The organism is Nocardia salmonicida (assembly GCF_036142455.1).
In the GTDB taxonomy this organism is placed as follows: domain Bacteria; phylum Actinomycetota; class Actinomycetes; order Mycobacteriales; family Mycobacteriaceae; genus Nocardia; species Nocardia salmonicida.
In genome coordinates this window covers 7,261,190-7,277,567 of record NZ_CP108014.1, presented here as the reverse complement: position 1 = coordinate 7,277,567, position 16,378 = coordinate 7,261,190, and the positions used below count along the sequence as shown (strand labels likewise).

The following is a 16,378-nucleotide window of genomic DNA, read 5'->3' as shown; positions in this document are numbered from 1 at the left end:
GGGTTCCGTTCCGTAGACCCGGCAACATATGCCGAGCTCGGATTATGCGTCCATGTTCGACGCCTGTGCCGTACTACCCGCCGCGGGAGGACCGGAGGCCTTCGCCACCAGAAGACAGTGGTGAGGGGAGCGATTGCCCTGATGAAGCACCGGCGTCTGATGCGCACGATGTACGGACTTGCTCAGAATAGCTGCCTATTGCGAACAACGGCAAGGCAGGCACGCCGTCAGTCGATCGATACTCCGGCGGCGATGCCGGGCTCGACCACGCGCAAACCGTCCGATTCGGCCTGTTTGCGCAGGTCATCGGGGAATTCTTCGGTGGTCAGCGCGAGAATCGTCGGGCCGGCGCCCGAAACCGTCGCCGCGATTCCCGCAGCGCGCAGCAGCTCGATCCACTTCGTGGTGAGTGGTAGCGCGGGTGCACGCTGGGTCTGGTGCAACCGGTCGGCGGTGGCCGACATCAGCAGATCGGGGCGTTCGGTCAGCGCGACGACGGCCAGCGCCGCCCGGCTGACGTTGAACGCCGCGTCGCCGTGGGGCACCTGCTCGGGCAGCAGCCCTCGGGTGTGCGCCGTGGAAGAGCGTTCCTGCGGGATCAGCACCACCGGGCGAAGAGCCGACGCCGGGGTGAGCCGAACGGCCCGGTAGGCGCGGGTCTGCGCGGCATCGGTTTCGGTCCACGACACCACGATTGCCCCGAGCACGCTGGCGGCGGCATTGTCGGGGTGGCCTTCGAACTCCGAGGCGAGCTGCACCAGCCGGTCCTCGTCCATGCGCAGCGCGGGGTCGAACTTCGCGGCCAGCCCGGCGCCCGCGGCCAGTCCCCCGACCACGGCCGACGCGCTGGAACCGAGCCCACGCGAGTGCGGAATCACGTTGCGACACACCACGTCGAGACCGTCGGCCCACACACCCAGCGATTCCAGTCCACGCTCGATCGCGCGGACCACCAGATGTGTTGGGCCCCAAGGCACGTCGTCGGCGCCTTCACCCTCGACACGGATGTCGAGTCCCGATGCGGTAGTGCGCACCACGATTTCGTCGTAGATGCCCAATGCCATTCCGAGACAATCGAATCCGGGACCGAGATTGGCCGTGGAGGCGGGAACGCGAACGGTCACTTCGAGACCGGCGGGCAGCGTCGCTGTCATCAGCGTGGGCTCGGGTGCGGTCAACTCAGGCCAGCTCGAGTTCACGGGCGATAGCGACCGGGTCGACCGCGATCGGCTTGACCTCCGGCATTCCGGCCAGCGCGTTGTCGGGGTCCTTGAGACCGTTGCCGGTCACGGTGCACACGACGGTCAGGCCCGAATCCAGCCAGCCTTCCTTGCGCGCGGCCAGCAGACCGGCCACGCTCGCGGCCGACGCGGGCTCGACGAAGACGCCCTCTTTCGCGGCGACGAGGCGGTAGGCGGCCAGGATCTCGTCGTCGGTGGCCGCGCGGAAGGCGCCACCGGACTGCTCCTTGGCCTCCATCGCACCGTTCCACGACGCCGGGGCGCCGATCCGGATAGCGGTCGCGATGGTCTCCGGGTCCTTCACCGGCGCACCGTTGACCAGCGGCGCGGCACCGGCGGCCTGTACGCCGAGCATGCGCGGCAGCACCGAGGTGATGCCGTCGGCATGGTACTCGCGGTAACCACGCCAGTAGGCGGTGATGTTGCCCGCGTTGCCGACCGGCAGCACGTGCACATCGGGCGCCTTGCCGAGCACGTCGCAGATCTCGAACGAGGCGGTCTTCTGGCCTTCGATACGCGCCGGGTTCACCGAGTTCACCAGGCCGACCTGCGGAAATTCCGCGGTCACCTTGCGCGCCAGCTCGAGACAGTCGTCGAAGTTGCCCTCGACCTGGATGATCTTGGCGCCGAGCATCACGGCCTGGGCCAGCTTGCCCATCGCGATCTTGCCCTGCGGGATCAGCACCGCGCATTCCATGCCCGCGCGGGTGGCGTACGCCGCGGCCGAGGCCGAGGTGTTACCGGTCGATGCGCACAGCACGGCCTTCTGGCCACGGTACTTGGCGTCGGTCATCGCCATGGTCATGCCGCGGTCCTTGAACGAACCCGTCGGGTTGGCACCTTCGACCTTGAGGTACACCTCGCACCCGGTGAGCGCGGACAGGTGCGGCGCGGGGACCAGCGGGGTACCGCCCTCGAACAGGGTCACCGGCTCCCAGTCGGCCGCACCGGCCAAGCGGTCGCGGTAGGCAGCGATCAGACCGGGCCAGCGCGAGTGCACGCCCAACTGCGGTGCGATTCCAGTCGTGCTCATGCCAACGCTCCCTGCGTCGCGGCGCAACCATGCGCGCACGTGTCTTCTGCGTACGATGCGGTGCGAATGTCGGCGACGCCGCGCACATTCCGCCTCATTCTTCTGTGCCTTCCAGTCTGAGAACGCTGGTCACAGCGGTGACGGATTCCATGTCCGCCAATACGGCGACAGTATCTGCCAGCGACGACTCCACCGCATGGTGGGTGACGACCACGAGTCGGGCGCCGTCGCCGTGGCCCTGCTGACGCACGGTGGAGATGCTCACCCCGTGCTGGGCGAAGGTGTCGGCGACCGCGGCGAGCACGCCGGGACGGTCCTCCACCTGCAGGTTCACGTGATAGCGGGTGGGGGTGTCACCGATCGGCGCGATCGGCAGCTCAGCATAAACCGATTCGCCGGGTGCCCGACCACCGTAGAACTTGTTGCGCGCGGCCATCACCAGGTCGCCGAGCACGGCCGACGCGGTGGGGGCGCCACCGGCGCCCTGCCCGTAGAACATCAGGCGACCGGCGTTGTCGGCTTCGACGACCACCGCGTTGAACGCGCCGTTGACCGAGGCCAGCGGGTGCTTGCGCGGGATGAGCGCCGGGTAGACGCGCACCGAGACGCGATCCTTGCCGCCCTGTTCCAGCGTCGGCTCGCCCGGACCGGCCGAGACGCGCTCGCAGATGGCGAGCAGCTTCACCGTGCAGCCGACAGCCGACGCGGTCTCGAGGTCTTCGGCGGTGATCTTGGAGATGCCCTCGCGATAGACGTCCGCCGCGGTGACCCGGGTGTGGAACGCCAGCGAAGCCAGGATCGCTGCCTTGGCCGCGGCGTCGTAGCCCTCGACATCGGCGGTGGGGTCGGCCTCGGCGTAGCCGAGCGCGGTGGCCTCGGCGAGCACGTCGTCGTAGGCGGCGCCGGTCTCGTCCATCGCGGAGAGGATGAAGTTGGTGGTGCCGTTGACGATGCCGACGACCTTGTTCACCCGGTCGCCCGACAGCGACTGGATCAGCGGCCGGACCACCGGGATCGCACCGGCCACGGCGGCCTCGAAGTACAGGTCGGCGCGGCTGCCTTCGGCGGCGGCGGCGAGTTCACCGGTGTAGTCGGCCAGCAGCGCCTTGTTGGCGGTGACGACGGACTTGCCCGCGTTGAGCGCGTCGCCGATCAGCTTGCGGGCGGGGTCGATACCGCCCATGACCTCGACCACGAGGTCGACATCGTCGCGGGCGACGAGCGCGGCGGCGTCGGTGGTGAGCAGCTCGGCGGGCAGACCGCGGTCCTTGCTGATGTCGCGCACGGCGACACCGCGCAGCACGAGCGGCGCTCCGACGCGCGAACGCAGGTCATCGGCGTGATCGCGCAGCACGCGAACCACCTCGGTACCGACAGTGCCCATCCCGAGCACGGCTACGCCGAGCGGACGCCCCGCATCTTTGGTGCCGTTCATTCTTCCACCTCCAGGCTGAGCAGGTCCGCCACCGTTTCCCGGCGCAGAATCAGTCGCGACGCACCGTCACGCACCGCGACCACGGCGGGCCTGGTGAGCAGGTTGTAGCGGCTCGACATCGAATAGCAGTACGCACCGGTCGCGGCAACGGCCACCAGGTCGCCGGGGGCCGCGTCGGCGGGCATCCAGGTGTCACGAATGACGATATCGCCACTCTCGCAATGCTTTCCGACCACGCGGGCAACGACCGCATGGGCGTCCGACGAGCGCGAGACCAGACGGCAATCGTAGTCGGCCTGGTACAGCGCGGGGCGGATATTGTCGCTCATCCCGCCGTCCACGCTCACGTAGCGACGGCGCGCGCCACCGTCGAGTTCGACATCCTTGATGGTGCCGACCTCGTACAGGGTGACGGTGCCCGGACCCGCGATGGCGCGGCCCGGTTCCACGGCGATGGTCGGCTCCGGCAGCCCGGCACGGGCGGCCTCGGCGGCGACCAGGGCGCGCAGATTGGTGGCGAATTCGCCCAGCGGGGGCGGGTTGTCGCTCGGCAGGTAGGAAATACCGAGGCCGCCGCCGAGATCCAGGGTCGAGATCTGGGCGGTGCGGTCGATGCCGAACTTGTCGATGGCCTCGCGCAGCAGGCCGAGCATGCGGCGCGCGGCGATCTCGAAGCCGTCGAGTTCGAAGATCTGCGAGCCGATGTGGCTGTGCAGACCGACCAGACGCAGGTTGTCGGCCTCGAAGACGCGCGCGAGCGCTTCCATGGCGTCGCCGCCGGCGATCGAGAAGCCGAACTTCTGGTCCTCGTGCGCGGTGGAGATGTACTCGTGGGTGTGCGCCTCGACGCCGACGGTCACGCGGACCAGCACGTCCTGCACCACGCCCGCCGCACCGGCGACCGCTTCGAGCCGCTCGATCTCGTAGAGCGAGTCGACGACCACGTGCCCGACACCGGCCGTGACGGCCGCTTCGAGCTCGGGCACCGACTTGTTGTTGCCGTGCAGCGCGATGCGCTCGGCCGGGAAACCGGCGTTCAGCGCGACCGCGAGCTCGCCACCGGAGCACACGTCGAGGGAAAGGCCCTCGTCCCGGATCCAGCGCGCGATCTCGCCGCACAGGAACGCCTTGGAGGCGTAGTGCACGCGGGCGTTCGCCCCGAACGCGGCCACCATGTCGCGGCAGCGCGAGCGGAAGTCGTCCTCGTCGATCACGAACAGCGGCGTGCCGTACTGCTCGGCGAGCTGGGTGACGGGCACGCCCGCCAGCCGGACCACACCGTCGTCAGCGCGCGAGGCATTGCGCGGCCAGACGTTCGCGGGGAGGTCGATCATCTCCCTCGGATCGGTCGGGCGCTCGGCCAGACTCGGTGCGTGCGGGATCTCTGCGTGCCGGGGACCGGCCGGGTGTGCACTCATCTCGGTGCGTCCTTCCTGAAAAGCTTGCCGGTGTTCACATGCGCTCCGGTGCGCTCACGCCGAGCAGGGCCAGGCCGTTGGCCAGCACCTGGCGGGTCGCCTTGACCAGTTCGAGCCGGGCCGCGTTGAGCGCAGTGACGGGGTCGTCGCCCTTGGGCAGCACGCGCATGTCGTCGTCGGACTGGAAGGGGTGGTAGACACCGGCCAGTTCTTCGAGGTAGCGGGCGATGCGGTGGGGTTCGCGGGTGTCGGCGGCGGTGGCGACCACGCGCGGGAAGTCGCCGAGGGTGCGGATCAGGTCGCCTTCGCGACCGGAGGTCATCAGCGCGAAATCCGGTGCCACCGAAGCGAATTCGGGATACTTCGCGGCGTTGCCGATGATGCTGTTGGTCCGCGAGTGCGCGTACTGCACGTAGTAGACCGGGTTCTCGCTGCTCGCCTTGGTCCACAGGTCCAGGTCGATGTCGATGCTCGAGTTCACCGAGGAACGCACCAGCGAGTAGCGCGAGGCGTCGACGCCGATCTGCTCGACCAGGTCGTTGAGGGTCACCACGGTGCCCGCGCGCTTGCTCATCTTCACGGCGACGCCGTCGCGCACCAGGTTCACCATCTGGCCGATCAGCACCTCGACGGTGTCGGGGTTGTCACCGAACGCGGCCGCGGCGGCCTTCAAGCGGCCGATGTAGCCGTGGTGGTCGGCGCCGAGCATGTAGATGGCCAGGTCGAAACCGCGGCCACGCTTGTTCTGGAAGTAGGCGATGTCACCGGCGATGTAGGCGGCGTTGCCGTCGCTCTTGAGGACCACGCGGTCCTTGTCGTCGCCGTATTCGGTGCTGGCGATCCACCACGCACCGTCCTTCTCGTACAGGTTGCCGGAGTTCTTGAGCTGCTCGACGGCCTGTTCCACGGCGCCGGAGGCGAACAGTTCGCTCTCGTTGAAGTACACGTCGAAATCGGTGCCGAACTCGTGCAGATCCGCCCGGATCTGGGCGAACATCTGCTGCACGCCCTCGCTGCGGAACACCTCGTGACGCTCGTCGGCGGGCAGGGTGAGCACCTCGGGATGCGCGGCGACGATGCCCGCGCTGATCTCGGAGATGTACTCGCCCGCGTATCCGTCCTCGGGGGTCGGCTCGCCCAGCGCGGCCGCGACCAGGCTCTTCGCGAAGCGGTCGATCTGCGCGCCGTGGTCGTTGAAGTAGTACTCGCGCGTCACGTCGGCGCCCTGAGCTGCCAGGATACGACCAAGCGCGTCGCCGACGGCGGCCCAGCGGGTGCCACCCAGGTGCACCGGACCGGTCGGGTTCGCCGAGACGAATTCGAGGTTGATCTTGGTGCCTGCCAGCGCGAACCCGGTGCCGTAGATCTCCCCCGCGGCCAGGATCTGGCTCACGATCGCACCCTGCGCCGAGGCGGCGAGGCGAATGTTCAGGAATCCGGGACCGGCGATCTCCGCCACATCGATACCCTCGGTCGCCGACAGCGCCTCGGCCAGCCAGCCGGCCAGCTCACGAGGGTTGGTTCCGACCCGCTTGGCCACCTGCATCGCTACATTCGTGGCATAGTCGCCGTGTTCGGGGTTGCGCGGACGCTCCACTGTGACCTGCTCGGGCAGGACCGACGAGTCCAGTCCGCGTTCGACAAGCACCTTCGCCGCGGTGGTACGAAGGAGATCTGCAAGGTCAGCTGGAGTCACGAGTCTCTATCCTATTGGCTGGGCCCCTTGCAACCACTACCGCCCGCCACGAACCCACCGATCCACACGTCGAAAGAGCACAACGAGCGATGCCTAGCAGGACCAGCGCCACATCAGCCAAGGCCGTGCGGGCCGCGGGGAAGTCGTCTCCGTCCCGCAAGACCCGCAAGGGCAACCTTCCGGGCAAGAAGCGGGACACCCCATGGGCCCTGCTCGGCGCGGGCCTCGCCATCGTCGCGCTGGTCGGCCTGCTCGCCTACAGCCTGGTGCCCAAGTACATGGACCAGGCGGCGATCCGGGAAGCCCAGACCGATCTCAAGGAATGGGTGCCCTCCAAGGAGAACCAGGACCCCTCGGCGAAGATCGACGGCGTCGTGAAGTCGGAGTACCCGGCCGGTCTGCACGTGACCGCCAGCCAGCGCGTGGCCTACGACAAGGCCCCTGCCTTCGGTGGCCCGCACGACGGCGCGTGGGCGAACTGCACGGGCACCGTGTACGCCAAGCCGATCCGCATGGAGAACGCGGTGCACTCGCTCGAGCACGGCGCGGTCTGGATCGCGTACAACCCCGACAAGGTCGACGCGGCCGGTGTCGAGACGCTGTCGAACTTCGTCAAGGGCCGTCAGTACTCGCTGATGTCGCCGTACCCGGGTCTCGACTCGGCGATCTCGCTGCAGTCGTGGGGCCACCAGCTCAAGCTGGACAACGCCGACGACGCGCGGATCAAGCAGTTCATCTCCGCCCTGCGCGAGAACCCGTACGCCTACCCCGAGGTCGGCGCGAGTTGCTCGAACCCGATCTTCGACGCGAACAACCCGCCGCCGTTCGACTCCTCGCCCTACGGTCCCGAAGCGGTCCCGATGGACGGTAAGGGCCTGACTCAGGACCAGACCGAACTCGGTGGCGGCGGCACGGGCTCTGGCATCCCCGGCCTGCCGAACATCCCGATGCCGGGCGGCCTGCCCTCGGGGCAGTAGTGAGCACGGAAGAAAGCGCGGTCGAATCCGACGACACCGCACCCGAGTCGAGCGCGCATCGCCCGGCCGGGGCGGTGCTCGTCCTCGGTGCGATCGGTCTGCTGCTGCTCGGCGCGGTGGCCGGCGTGCTGTTGCGGATGCCGCTGGAGAAGAATTCCGAACCCGAGCCCAGCGCTGTCGACATCGGATTCAGCCAGGACATGTCGGCCCATCACGCCCAGGCCGTCGACATGGCAGGCGTAGCGCTGATCGCCTCGACCGACAACGACGTGCGCCGCCTCGCCTACGACATCCTGACCACCCAGCAGAACCAGATCGGCCGTATGCAGGCCTGGTTGCAGCTGTGGGGCGAGTCCAACCAGAACGTCGACGGCTACATGGGCTGGATGACCGACGACCACGGCAACACCGGCCACCACGGCGGTTCCACCGCCGAGTCGGCGATGTCGGGCCCGATGCAGTCCATGCCCGGTATGGCGAGCCAGGAAGAGATGACCGCGCTGCGCCAGTCCACCGGCCCCGCCCTCGACACGATGTTCCTGCAACTCATGCTGCGCCACCACCAGGGTGGCGTCCCGATGCTCGACTACGCCGCCGAGCATGCCGACACCACCGCGGTCCGCACCCTCGCAGCCACCATGGCGAAAACCCAAGAGGGCGAATCCCAGCTGATGACGACCATGCTCGCCACCCGCAACGCCACTCCCCTCCCCCTCAACTGACCCCCGAGGCCGGACCGGCCCATCCCCCGGTCCGGCACGGTTTTTGGCGCACCGCACTCGATGCGATACGCTGTCGCTGCCCGATCGCCTCACCGCGACCGGCATCTATCCCGCCCTCGTAGCTCAGGGGATAGAGCGTCTGCCTCCGGAGCAGAAGGCCGCAGGTTCGATTCCTGCCGAGGGCACACACCAAGAAGGCCCCCGACCAGCACTCCAGCTGGCGGGGGCCTTTTTCGTCGGTGCGATCACGACCATCGGATCCTTGCGCAGGTGCATCGTCGTGCCGCAGGTATGGCGAGCATTGTGGAGTCGGCCAGGTCAGGACGAAACCGCCATCGCGGTGCCGTGGGTCCGCGGGTCGTCGATGGCGTCGAGTAGGTAGCTCGCCAGGTCGGCTCGTGATGTTCGCGGGCCGGCTTTCGTGTTCGTACCCAAAAGGATTCGCGGCCTACTTGTGGCAGGGCCGTCGGTCAGCCGGGTGGGCCTGATGGCGGTCCAGCGTAATTCGCTGTGTGCGAGCAGCTGTTCCATACGCGCCATATCCGTGTACGTGTAGCGCATGATTCGATGCAGCGCGCGGGCGAGGAACCGGGTCGCCGGTCCCGCGTCGGACGGAATGTCCAGCCCGGCGGAAGAGACGACCAGCAGTCGCCCACCGGGCGGCATGGCGGCGATGATCTCGGTGGCGCCTGCCGAGTAGACGGTGGTGGGTCCACGGTCGCGGGCACCGAGTGCGGAGATCACCGCGTGGTGTTCGTCGAGCAGACCCGCGAGGGATCCGGGCACGGTTGGATCGGCGACTGTCACGGTCAATCCCGGTGCAGGAGGGAGGCTTCCGGCCGTACGGACAATCGCGGTGACGCGATTGCCGCGGGCCAAGGCCTCGGCGACAACCGCCCGCCCGGTGCGCCCGGTGGCTCCGACCACGGCGATGGTGGTCATCGGTGCGCGCCGGGTCGCGTGGCGGGCTGGAATCTGAAGGAGACCGCCTCCATCAGCGGCTTGCGCTGGGTCTTCTGTACCGCAGCGATGCGCCACTGGCCGTCGGCGTCGCGGATCACGGTGTAGGTCGCGAGTTTGCCGAGCTTCTTCGCATCGCCCTTCGAGGATTCACCTCGCGTGACAACGATGGCAGTATCGCTTCCGTACCTGCGGATTTCGAGAATCTGCACGGTGAGGCGGGTGCCTTTCAGGAAGCTGTCGAACAGAGCCTGGTGTGCCCGGCCGATCTCGACGCCACCGTGGTAGACGGTGCCGGCGAAGGTGACATCGGTGGCGTCGGCGGTGAAGCACGCGCCGTAGGCGGCGCCGTCGCCACGGTTCCAAGCGTCCTGGCTGCGCTGGACGAGAGCGCGGATGTCGAGGTTGTCGGTGTCCATGATTGTTTCCTTTCAGTGCGCGAGCACGGCCAGTGCGGTCTTGCGCGGTAGTAGCCGCAGCGCGGCGGTGAACAGTCGATTGGTCCGGTTGGTGAGGACTACCGGACCGGCCTTGTCGGACAGGGCTTTCCGGGCACGGTCCACGACCTGCTGCGGCGTCTGGACCAGCCAGGGCGGTACATCAGCGCTGGTTCGGGAGGCGGTGACGCCCGGGCACAATGCCAGGACATGCACGCCGCAGGATTTCTGTTCGTGCCACAGCGTTTCGGAGAACGTGGTGACGAAGGCCTTCGAGGCGCTGTAGACGCTCATTCCCGGCTTCGGGGTGTAACCGAGCGTGGAGGAGACGTTCACCAGCGCGCTGCCTGCCACGGCATGGTCGAGGAACGCGTGGGCCAGGACGACGACCGCCCGGCAGTTGAGATCCATTACTGTGAGCGCGGATTCGAGCGAAAGCTCGGCGAAGTCACCGTGCGTGGCGGTTCCCGCATTGTTGACCAAGAGGCTGTAGCCGCCGCTCCGGAGCAGTGCGGCGGTCGCGCGCAGCCCCTCCATGGTCGCGAGGTCCGCGACGAGACAGTCGTGCCCCGCGCCGAGTTCGGACATCAACTGGTCCAGGTCGGCAATTCCGCGGGCCACCGCGGTGACCGAATAGCCTTGCTCGGCAAGCGATATCGCGAAGGCCCGGCCGATGCCCGCGCTGGCCCCGGTGATGAGCGCCCTCATCGTTCGGCCGCGGGCTTGGTCGCCGGATCGAACAGGTAGGAGATGCGCTCCATGACTCGCTGCCGCTGGGTGTTGTGGAAGCTGGCGATCCGCCACTTGCCGTCCGGTTCGTGCACCATCGTGTAGGTCTGGGTCTTGGATAGCTCGGCGGGGCGCTCGTCGTCGTAGCGGTCGCCCCGGCTGGTGACGATCGCGACGTCACCGCCGTAGAAGCGCACGTCCAGGTACGAGTCGGCGAGCTCGGTGCCCTTCAGAAATCCATTGAACAGGGCCCGATGCCCCTCGGTGAGATCCTGACGGCCCGCGTAGTGGGTGCCGACAAAGGTGGTGTAGGTGGCATTTTCAGTGAAGGTCGCGCCATAGGCGTCGGCGTCGTTGCGCCCCCACGCGGCGGTCATCTCCGAGAGCGTGGCACACACACCCTGCAGATCGGCAGGGGTGCCCCCGTCGGGTTCGACGCCGGTGCACTCGGCGACTCCAGTGTCGCGCACATCCGAGGTCTGACTCAGCCACACGTATCCGCCGCCCGCAGTGACGCCGAGCGCGAGGGCGGTCGCACCCAGAGCTCGCACGATGGTGCGCCGACGATTCCTGGCGGGAGTGGCGGTCGATTCGGCATCGGCGATAGTCGCGTTCATGGAGGAACCTCTCTCGTAATTTTCCCTGCTTGTAAGATCTCAATGCTCACAAGAAGTATCTTCGTTAAAGAAGAGATTACGAGAAGGATGAGCCATTGTCAACGGATGAACGCGAAACCGATGCAGGCCCGGTCTTCCGCCGGTACCCGAGTGCCGTTGTGCCGCATGCTCGAACGAGCGCGACGGCAGTCGGACTGGGGACCACCGACCCGACGCCCCTGCTCGTCGACGTCTCGAACCAGCCGGTTATGTCCGCCGCGCGGCCGATCCCGGCGACCGGCGCAAGGTCATCGTCGAACCCATCGACCAATCCGCCGATCTCGACAGGGTCAGCGTCAGCGGCGTGGCTCTCATGGCTTGCCTCTCGGCGTAAACGCCCGCGCCCTGTGATTCAGCCGAGTTCGAGGACGTCCAGAGGGAGCGCCCGCAGGAAGTCGGCCGCGTCGAAGGCCTCGGAGACGGTGGTCAGACCGGTTGTTTTCGACCCCCGCGTAGAACACGGTCGACCGCCTCACCGGCCAGGACGGCGCTGAACTCGTAGATGTCGCGGCCGCCTGCCCAGACGCGGGTTTGCTGCTCACCCCACCTGACCGCGACCTCGACCAGGAAGCGCTGCATCGAGCCGGGCTCGCCGGGTGACGGCACATGGAGGTACGCGTTGATAGCCCGGGTGGGCAGGTGCCGGGCGATCGTGACGACGTCGGCCGTGGGGAACTCGCCCGTCACCTCACACCGGCCGAACGGTGGTGGAAACTCCCACGTCCCAACGGGTTCCGGGGTGCCGGACCGCACGTCGAGGTGCCCGTCGACATACACCACGCGCCGACCGGCGCGCAGCTTCCCGGCGCGGACCGAGCCCTCGGTCGGCGTCCAGCCGTTCAGGGCGATGGCCACGCTCACCTCATCGGCCGGCGACGGTGCGGCACCGTAGGCGACGCTCGCCAGAAGGTCGCCGAGTGCGCCGAAGAAACCGGCCGCCGGTATGAGCAGCGTGCTCTCCGGTGGTGGAAAGTCGGTGAATGTCCGCCATGCCACGAGTGCCTCGCCGGCGACATCCAGGTAGTGCACCCCGGCCCGCCGGGCTGCGTCGCGCAGGGCGGGTGGGGTGTCGCCGAACGGGCCTGCGCAGTTGACGACAGCCGCGACGCCGGTCAGCGCCCGGTCCAGGTCGGCCGGTGCATCCAGCGATGCCGGCCGCACGTCCGCGCCAGGATGTTCGGCGGCGAGGGCAGCCAGTCGGCGTGCGTCGCGGCCGCAGAGCACCGGGACGAGACCACGTCGGCACAGGTCGTCGACGAGGAGTCGGCCGGTGTGGCCGTAGGCGCCGTAGACAGCAACAGGGAACGGGGGCATCGCATAATCCTGACGACCAGCACCCCGGGCGGGGAGTGTCGTGAACGACAACCTTCGCTAGATTCGCGACATGAGCCCCATCGGATCGTGATGGTGATCGCGGCCGGCATGCCGATCTTCGAGGCGGCCGTGCCGTGCATGGTCTTCGGGATCGACCGCTCGCACGTCGTGTCCCCCTGGTACGAGTTCTCCGTCGTCGCTGTCGGGGACGATCCGGTTCCGTTGCTGCCCGCCTTCCAGTTCGACCCGGCAACACCGTCCGGCGACCTGGAGCGCGCCGACACCCTGGTCGTGCCTGCCTGCCTCAACGTGCACGACGGCCCGCCGCCCGAACTGGTCGACGCGGTGCGCGACGCCCACCGGCGCGGCGTGCGCATCCTCTCGATCTGTTCCGGCGCGTTCGTCCTGGCCGCGGCCGGCATCCTCGACGGCCGTCGCGCCACCACCCACTGGGTGCACGCCGACGAGCTCGCCCGGCGCTATCCGGCCGTCCGGGTCGACCCGTCAGTGCTCTACATCGAGGACCGCAACGTGATCACGTCGGCCGGCACCGTGGCCGGTATCGACGCGTGCCTGCACCTCGTCCGATCCGACCACGGCGCGGCGGCCGCGGCCGAGGTCGCCCGTCGCATCGTCATGCCCCCACACCGCGACGGTGGACAGGCCCAGTACATCCGGCCTGTCGCCCCCACCTCCGGCGACAGCTGGCTGGCTCCGCTACTCGATTGGGCGGCCGCCGAACTACACCGCCCGCTCACCACCGCCGACCTCGCCGCCCACGCACGCGTGAGCGTCCGCACCATCGAGCGGCGGTTCGCCGATGCGCTCGGGCTCTCACCGTTGCAGTGGCTGCTGCAACAGCGGGTCCGTCGAGCCCAGCAGATGCTGGAGAGCACCGACCAACCCGTCGGACGGATCGCGGCGGCCTGCGGTTTCGGCACACCCTCCGGCTTGCGCGCGCACTTCGCCCGCGTCACCGGCGTATCGCCGACCGTATACCGGCGCGCCTTCCAGGCCCGCGACTGACAGCGTTGATCTTGCGGTTGCGTTATTTCGCCGGTGGCTATCGGCTGTCATTTGTCTGTTGCCACAACGAGTTACCGCTCTCGGTGACAACTAGTCGTCTTGCTCGCGCATCGTGATCCACCCAGCAGCGCTCCACCGAGGAATGTGCGGTCGCAGCCCGAGGTCGATCACGTCCCAGCGCAGCAGGTGAACGCCCAGAGGTGTTGAATACCAGTCACTTTCACAGGGTGGCTACCGAATTCCGCTATACAGAATCGAGCACGGCGCCGACGCGAATCCCATTGAAGGACAACAAACGATGCCTGACAGCAACGAACCCGCAGTGCGCTACTTCGCATTGTTCGAGGACGAGTGGCACGACCGAGAGGGCTGGCGCGCGCGTCGGATTACCGGGCTTGTGCGCCGGACCGCCACCCGACCTGTGCCGACCGACGAAGCGTTCGGCAGGGACTTCACCTGGGGTCCTACCGAGTACCTCCAGCGCTACACCCCCGGAAGGGACGAGCCTCACGTGGAGATCTCCGCCGAGTCAGCCGAGCGATTCATCAAGAGTTGGCGCGCCTCGAGGGCGAGCGAGTTCGAACGCGCACGCCCCGAGTCGAACCCACCCGTCGACGATGCACAAACCTGATCGGAATCGTGGGCGCGAGTGAGCACGCAGATCACGGGTGCCGGACATATCCATAGAGTGATCCGATGACGCTGCCCCGCCTCATCGCCACCGATCTCGACGGCACCCTCCTACGCGCTGACGGCACAGTCTCCCAGCGCACGCTCGACGCATTGCGGACCGCCATCGGCGCCGGGGTGGAGATAGTTGTTGTCACCGCGCGTCCACCCCGTTACCTCGATGCCCTCGTCGCCGCGGCAGGGCTGACCGGAACCGCGGTGTGCAGCAACGGGGCCCTCGTCTACGACATCGCATCTCGCACCGTGGTCGAGTCCCGTGCCCTTTCCGTCGCCGCGGCGCGCACCGTGGCGTATGCGGTCGCCGGAGCGGTCGAGGGAGTCGGGTTCGCGGTCGAGACCGGCCACCGGGTGTTCTTCGAACCTGGGTACCGACCGAGGCTGACGCGGGACACCGGGGCCGAGTCACCCGTGCGGGCTCTCGCGGACCTGTGGACCCTCGATGTCCCCATCGTGAAGCTCCTCGCCTTCTCGGCGGGGCACGACGCGGACTTCCTGGTGGCCGCCGCCGAGGAATTCGCAGCAGGGACAGCGCAGTTCACTCATTCCGGTGGTCGCGGCCTGCTGGAGATCAGCGCGCCGGGGGTCACCAAGGCCGGCACGCTCGCCAAGCTGTGCGCCGAACGCGGTATCGCCGCCGACGACGTCTACGCCTTCGGCGATATGCCCAACGACCTCACGATCCTGAACTGGGCAGGCACCGGGTACGCGATGGGCAACGCCCACCCCAGTGTGCGAACGGCGGTGGCCAGGCATACCGCGTCGAACGAGGAGGACGGGGTCGCGGTCGTCATCGAGCGGCTCTTCGAGAACATGTAGTCGGGCCCCGGCCGACACTCGGAGTCGCGGAGAGACGTCGGCGTCTAGCCGACAGCCTCCTTCGGGCGGTGGTAGGCGGCCTCGACCAATCGCGTCAGTTCCGCGTTGAATTCCGGCTGGGCTTCGATGTTACTGAGATGACCGGTTGGCAACACTTCCATACGCACGAAACTTCCTGTCGCGCGCAGCATTTCCGAAATTCGATCGGAATGGGCAACGGGGATAACGTCATCGAAGGAACTGGCGACGATCGAGGTGGGCACCACCAGGTTTCGCGCGGATTCGCCCAGATCCATGTCGGCGGCCAGCAACCCGAAACGGGCCCGGACCAGCGCCGGACAGGACCGGACGATGTTCATGCCGAAGTCGAGCAGGTCTCCCTTGGCGGCGGTGCTCATGATCTGCCGGGCGAACAGCCATTCCACCGGGGCGATCGGAGGGAAGACGATCGGGAAGCCGATACCGAGGCGGCCCACCAGGAACGGCAGCGGCACTTTGAGTTTCAGCAGCCGGGAGGGCCGGTTGAACAGCGGCACGATGGTGGTCTCGAAGATCAGGTGCGCGGCCGCGGTATTGGCGAGCAGCACCGAATGCGCCCGTGCCGTGACCTGTTCCGGGTATCGACCTGCCCAGGCTTGCAGAGTCATACCACCCATGCTGTGGCCGACCAGGACCGCGCGTTGCCCGGCGCCGAGGGTCGCGTCGAGTACATCGGCGAGATCGTCGGCGAGCAAGTCCATGCTGAGCTTGCTCGAGCCGAACTCGCTGGCACCGTGACCACGCTGGTCGTAGGCGATGACGCGGTACTCACCGGCGAACGCGTTGATCTGGGCATTCCAGTATTCGATAGCGCAGGTCCAGCCGTGCACCAACACGATGGCAGGCGCGTCCTCGGGGCCGTAGGAGTGCACGCGCAGCCGAGTTCCGTCCCTGGTGGTCACGGGGACGATCCGACGGGCGACGGTAGGCGGATTGAACGCGGCGGTCGCGTAGGAACGGGACCGCAAGTTCGCGCGGTGAGCGTCGAACAGAGCACTGGATATGCCCGTCCACGCCGTCGCCAGCAAGGCAAGCATCGGACAACTCCTTTGTTGTTACTGATCGACACAGTAGGGCCGAGGAGGTTCCCGCTTGCCGGTGCTGAGAGTGAATAGGTACAGACCACAGTGAAGGCGGCGAATAGCCGTGATCGGTCCAGCGCCGACATCCGCGACATCCCGGATCGGCC

Annotated in this window: 16 protein-coding genes and 1 tRNA gene; 6 read left to right on the top strand and 11 right to left on the bottom strand. The window is 67.8% G+C overall.

Annotated elements, in window-relative coordinates:
* Positions 1–227: 227 nt before the first annotated feature.
* From thrB to argS, 5 genes are all read right to left on the bottom strand, one after another.
* Positions 228–1,154 carry a homoserine kinase gene (gene thrB, locus OHS03_RS33915; RefSeq protein ID WP_328664529.1) on the bottom strand — a complete coding sequence of 309 codons (927 nt, stop codon included), beginning with the start codon at positions 1,152–1,154 and terminating at the stop codon, positions 228–230.
* A gap of 25 nt (positions 1,155–1,179) precedes the next feature.
* Positions 1,180–2,274, bottom strand: coding sequence for a threonine synthase (gene thrC, locus OHS03_RS33910; protein WP_056817917.1), 1,095 nt, complete (start codon positions 2,272–2,274; stop codon positions 1,180–1,182).
* A 94-nt stretch (positions 2,275–2,368) separates the two neighbouring features.
* Positions 2,369–3,709: a homoserine dehydrogenase gene (locus tag OHS03_RS33905; RefSeq protein ID WP_056817919.1), complete on the bottom strand. Its 1,341-nt coding sequence runs from the start codon at positions 3,707–3,709 to the stop codon at positions 2,369–2,371.
* The gene (gene lysA / locus OHS03_RS33900; RefSeq protein ID WP_062984457.1) at positions 3,706–5,127 is read right to left on the bottom strand and encodes a diaminopimelate decarboxylase; all 1,422 of its coding nucleotides are present in this window, start codon (positions 5,125–5,127) and stop codon (positions 3,706–3,708) included. Before lysA ends, OHS03_RS33905 begins: the two co-directional genes overlap by 4 nt.
* A gap of 34 nt (positions 5,128–5,161) precedes the next feature.
* Complete coding sequence (gene argS / locus OHS03_RS33895) at positions 5,162–6,823, bottom strand: arginine--tRNA ligase (protein ID WP_328659657.1); 1,662 nt, start codon at positions 6,821–6,823, stop codon at positions 5,162–5,164.
* Positions 6,824–6,912: 89 nt separating this feature from the next.
* Here argS and OHS03_RS33890 point away from each other — a divergent pair, with 89 nt between their 5' ends.
* The 3 genes from OHS03_RS33890 (at position 6,913) to OHS03_RS33880 (ending at position 8,707) form a co-directional block, all read left to right on the top strand.
* On the top strand, positions 6,913–7,800 hold the full coding sequence (locus OHS03_RS33890) for a thioredoxin-like domain-containing protein (protein WP_328659656.1): 888 nt from the start codon (positions 6,913–6,915) through the stop codon (positions 7,798–7,800).
* Entirely contained in the window at positions 7,800–8,522 is a 723-nt protein-coding gene (locus OHS03_RS33885) for a DUF305 domain-containing protein (protein ID WP_328659654.1), read from the top strand. The genes OHS03_RS33890 and OHS03_RS33885 overlap by 1 nt, the downstream gene beginning before the upstream one ends.
* A gap of 112 nt (positions 8,523–8,634) precedes the next feature.
* Positions 8,635–8,707: transfer RNA gene (locus tag OHS03_RS33880), tRNA-Arg, on the top strand.
* Between the two features lie 133 nt (positions 8,708–8,840).
* On the opposite strand, the gene OHS03_RS33875 is transcribed toward OHS03_RS33880, so the two are convergent.
* The 5 genes from OHS03_RS33875 to OHS03_RS33855 form a co-directional block, all read right to left on the bottom strand.
* On the bottom strand, positions 8,841–9,464 hold the full coding sequence (locus OHS03_RS33875; RefSeq protein WP_328659651.1) for an NAD(P)-dependent oxidoreductase: 624 nt from the start codon (positions 9,462–9,464) through the stop codon (positions 8,841–8,843).
* A complete protein-coding gene (locus OHS03_RS33870) occupies positions 9,461–9,901 on the bottom strand; it encodes an SgcJ/EcaC family oxidoreductase (protein WP_328659648.1) in 441 nt (146 codons plus the stop codon). Before OHS03_RS33870 ends, OHS03_RS33875 begins: the two co-directional genes overlap by 4 nt.
* Positions 9,902–9,913: 12 nt before the next feature.
* Positions 9,914–10,627, bottom strand: a complete 714-nt coding sequence (locus OHS03_RS33865) for an SDR family NAD(P)-dependent oxidoreductase (RefSeq protein ID WP_328659647.1) — start codon at positions 10,625–10,627, stop codon at positions 9,914–9,916.
* The gene (locus tag OHS03_RS33860) at positions 10,624–11,265 is read right to left on the bottom strand and encodes an SgcJ/EcaC family oxidoreductase (protein WP_328659645.1); all 642 of its coding nucleotides are present in this window, start codon (positions 11,263–11,265) and stop codon (positions 10,624–10,626) included. The genes OHS03_RS33865 and OHS03_RS33860 overlap by 4 nt, the downstream gene beginning before the upstream one ends.
* Positions 11,266–11,730: 465 nt before the next feature.
* Positions 11,731–12,618 carry a saccharopine dehydrogenase NADP-binding domain-containing protein gene (locus OHS03_RS33855; protein ID WP_328659643.1) on the bottom strand — a complete coding sequence of 296 codons (888 nt, stop codon included), beginning with the start codon at positions 12,616–12,618 and terminating at the stop codon, positions 11,731–11,733.
* A 90-nt stretch (positions 12,619–12,708) separates the two neighbouring features.
* On the opposite strand from OHS03_RS33855, the gene OHS03_RS33850 reads away from it, so the two are divergent.
* The 3 genes from OHS03_RS33850 (at position 12,709) to OHS03_RS33840 (ending at position 15,150) form a co-directional block, all read left to right on the top strand.
* Positions 12,709–13,644: a GlxA family transcriptional regulator gene (locus OHS03_RS33850; protein ID WP_328659641.1), complete on the top strand. Its 936-nt coding sequence runs from the start codon at positions 12,709–12,711 to the stop codon at positions 13,642–13,644.
* Positions 13,645–13,942: 298 nt separating this feature from the next.
* Complete coding sequence (locus tag OHS03_RS33845; protein ID WP_328659639.1) at positions 13,943–14,275, top strand: hypothetical protein; 333 nt, start codon at positions 13,943–13,945, stop codon at positions 14,273–14,275.
* Positions 14,276–14,340: 65 nt separating this feature from the next.
* Positions 14,341–15,150: a Cof-type HAD-IIB family hydrolase gene (locus tag OHS03_RS33840; RefSeq protein WP_328659637.1), complete on the top strand. Its 810-nt coding sequence runs from the start codon at positions 14,341–14,343 to the stop codon at positions 15,148–15,150.
* A gap of 44 nt (positions 15,151–15,194) precedes the next feature.
* Here the strand turns inward: OHS03_RS33840 and OHS03_RS33835 are convergent, their stop codons facing one another.
* The gene (locus OHS03_RS33835) at positions 15,195–16,226 is read right to left on the bottom strand and encodes an alpha/beta fold hydrolase (RefSeq protein ID WP_328659635.1); all 1,032 of its coding nucleotides are present in this window, start codon (positions 16,224–16,226) and stop codon (positions 15,195–15,197) included.
* Positions 16,227–16,378 lie beyond the last annotated feature (152 nt).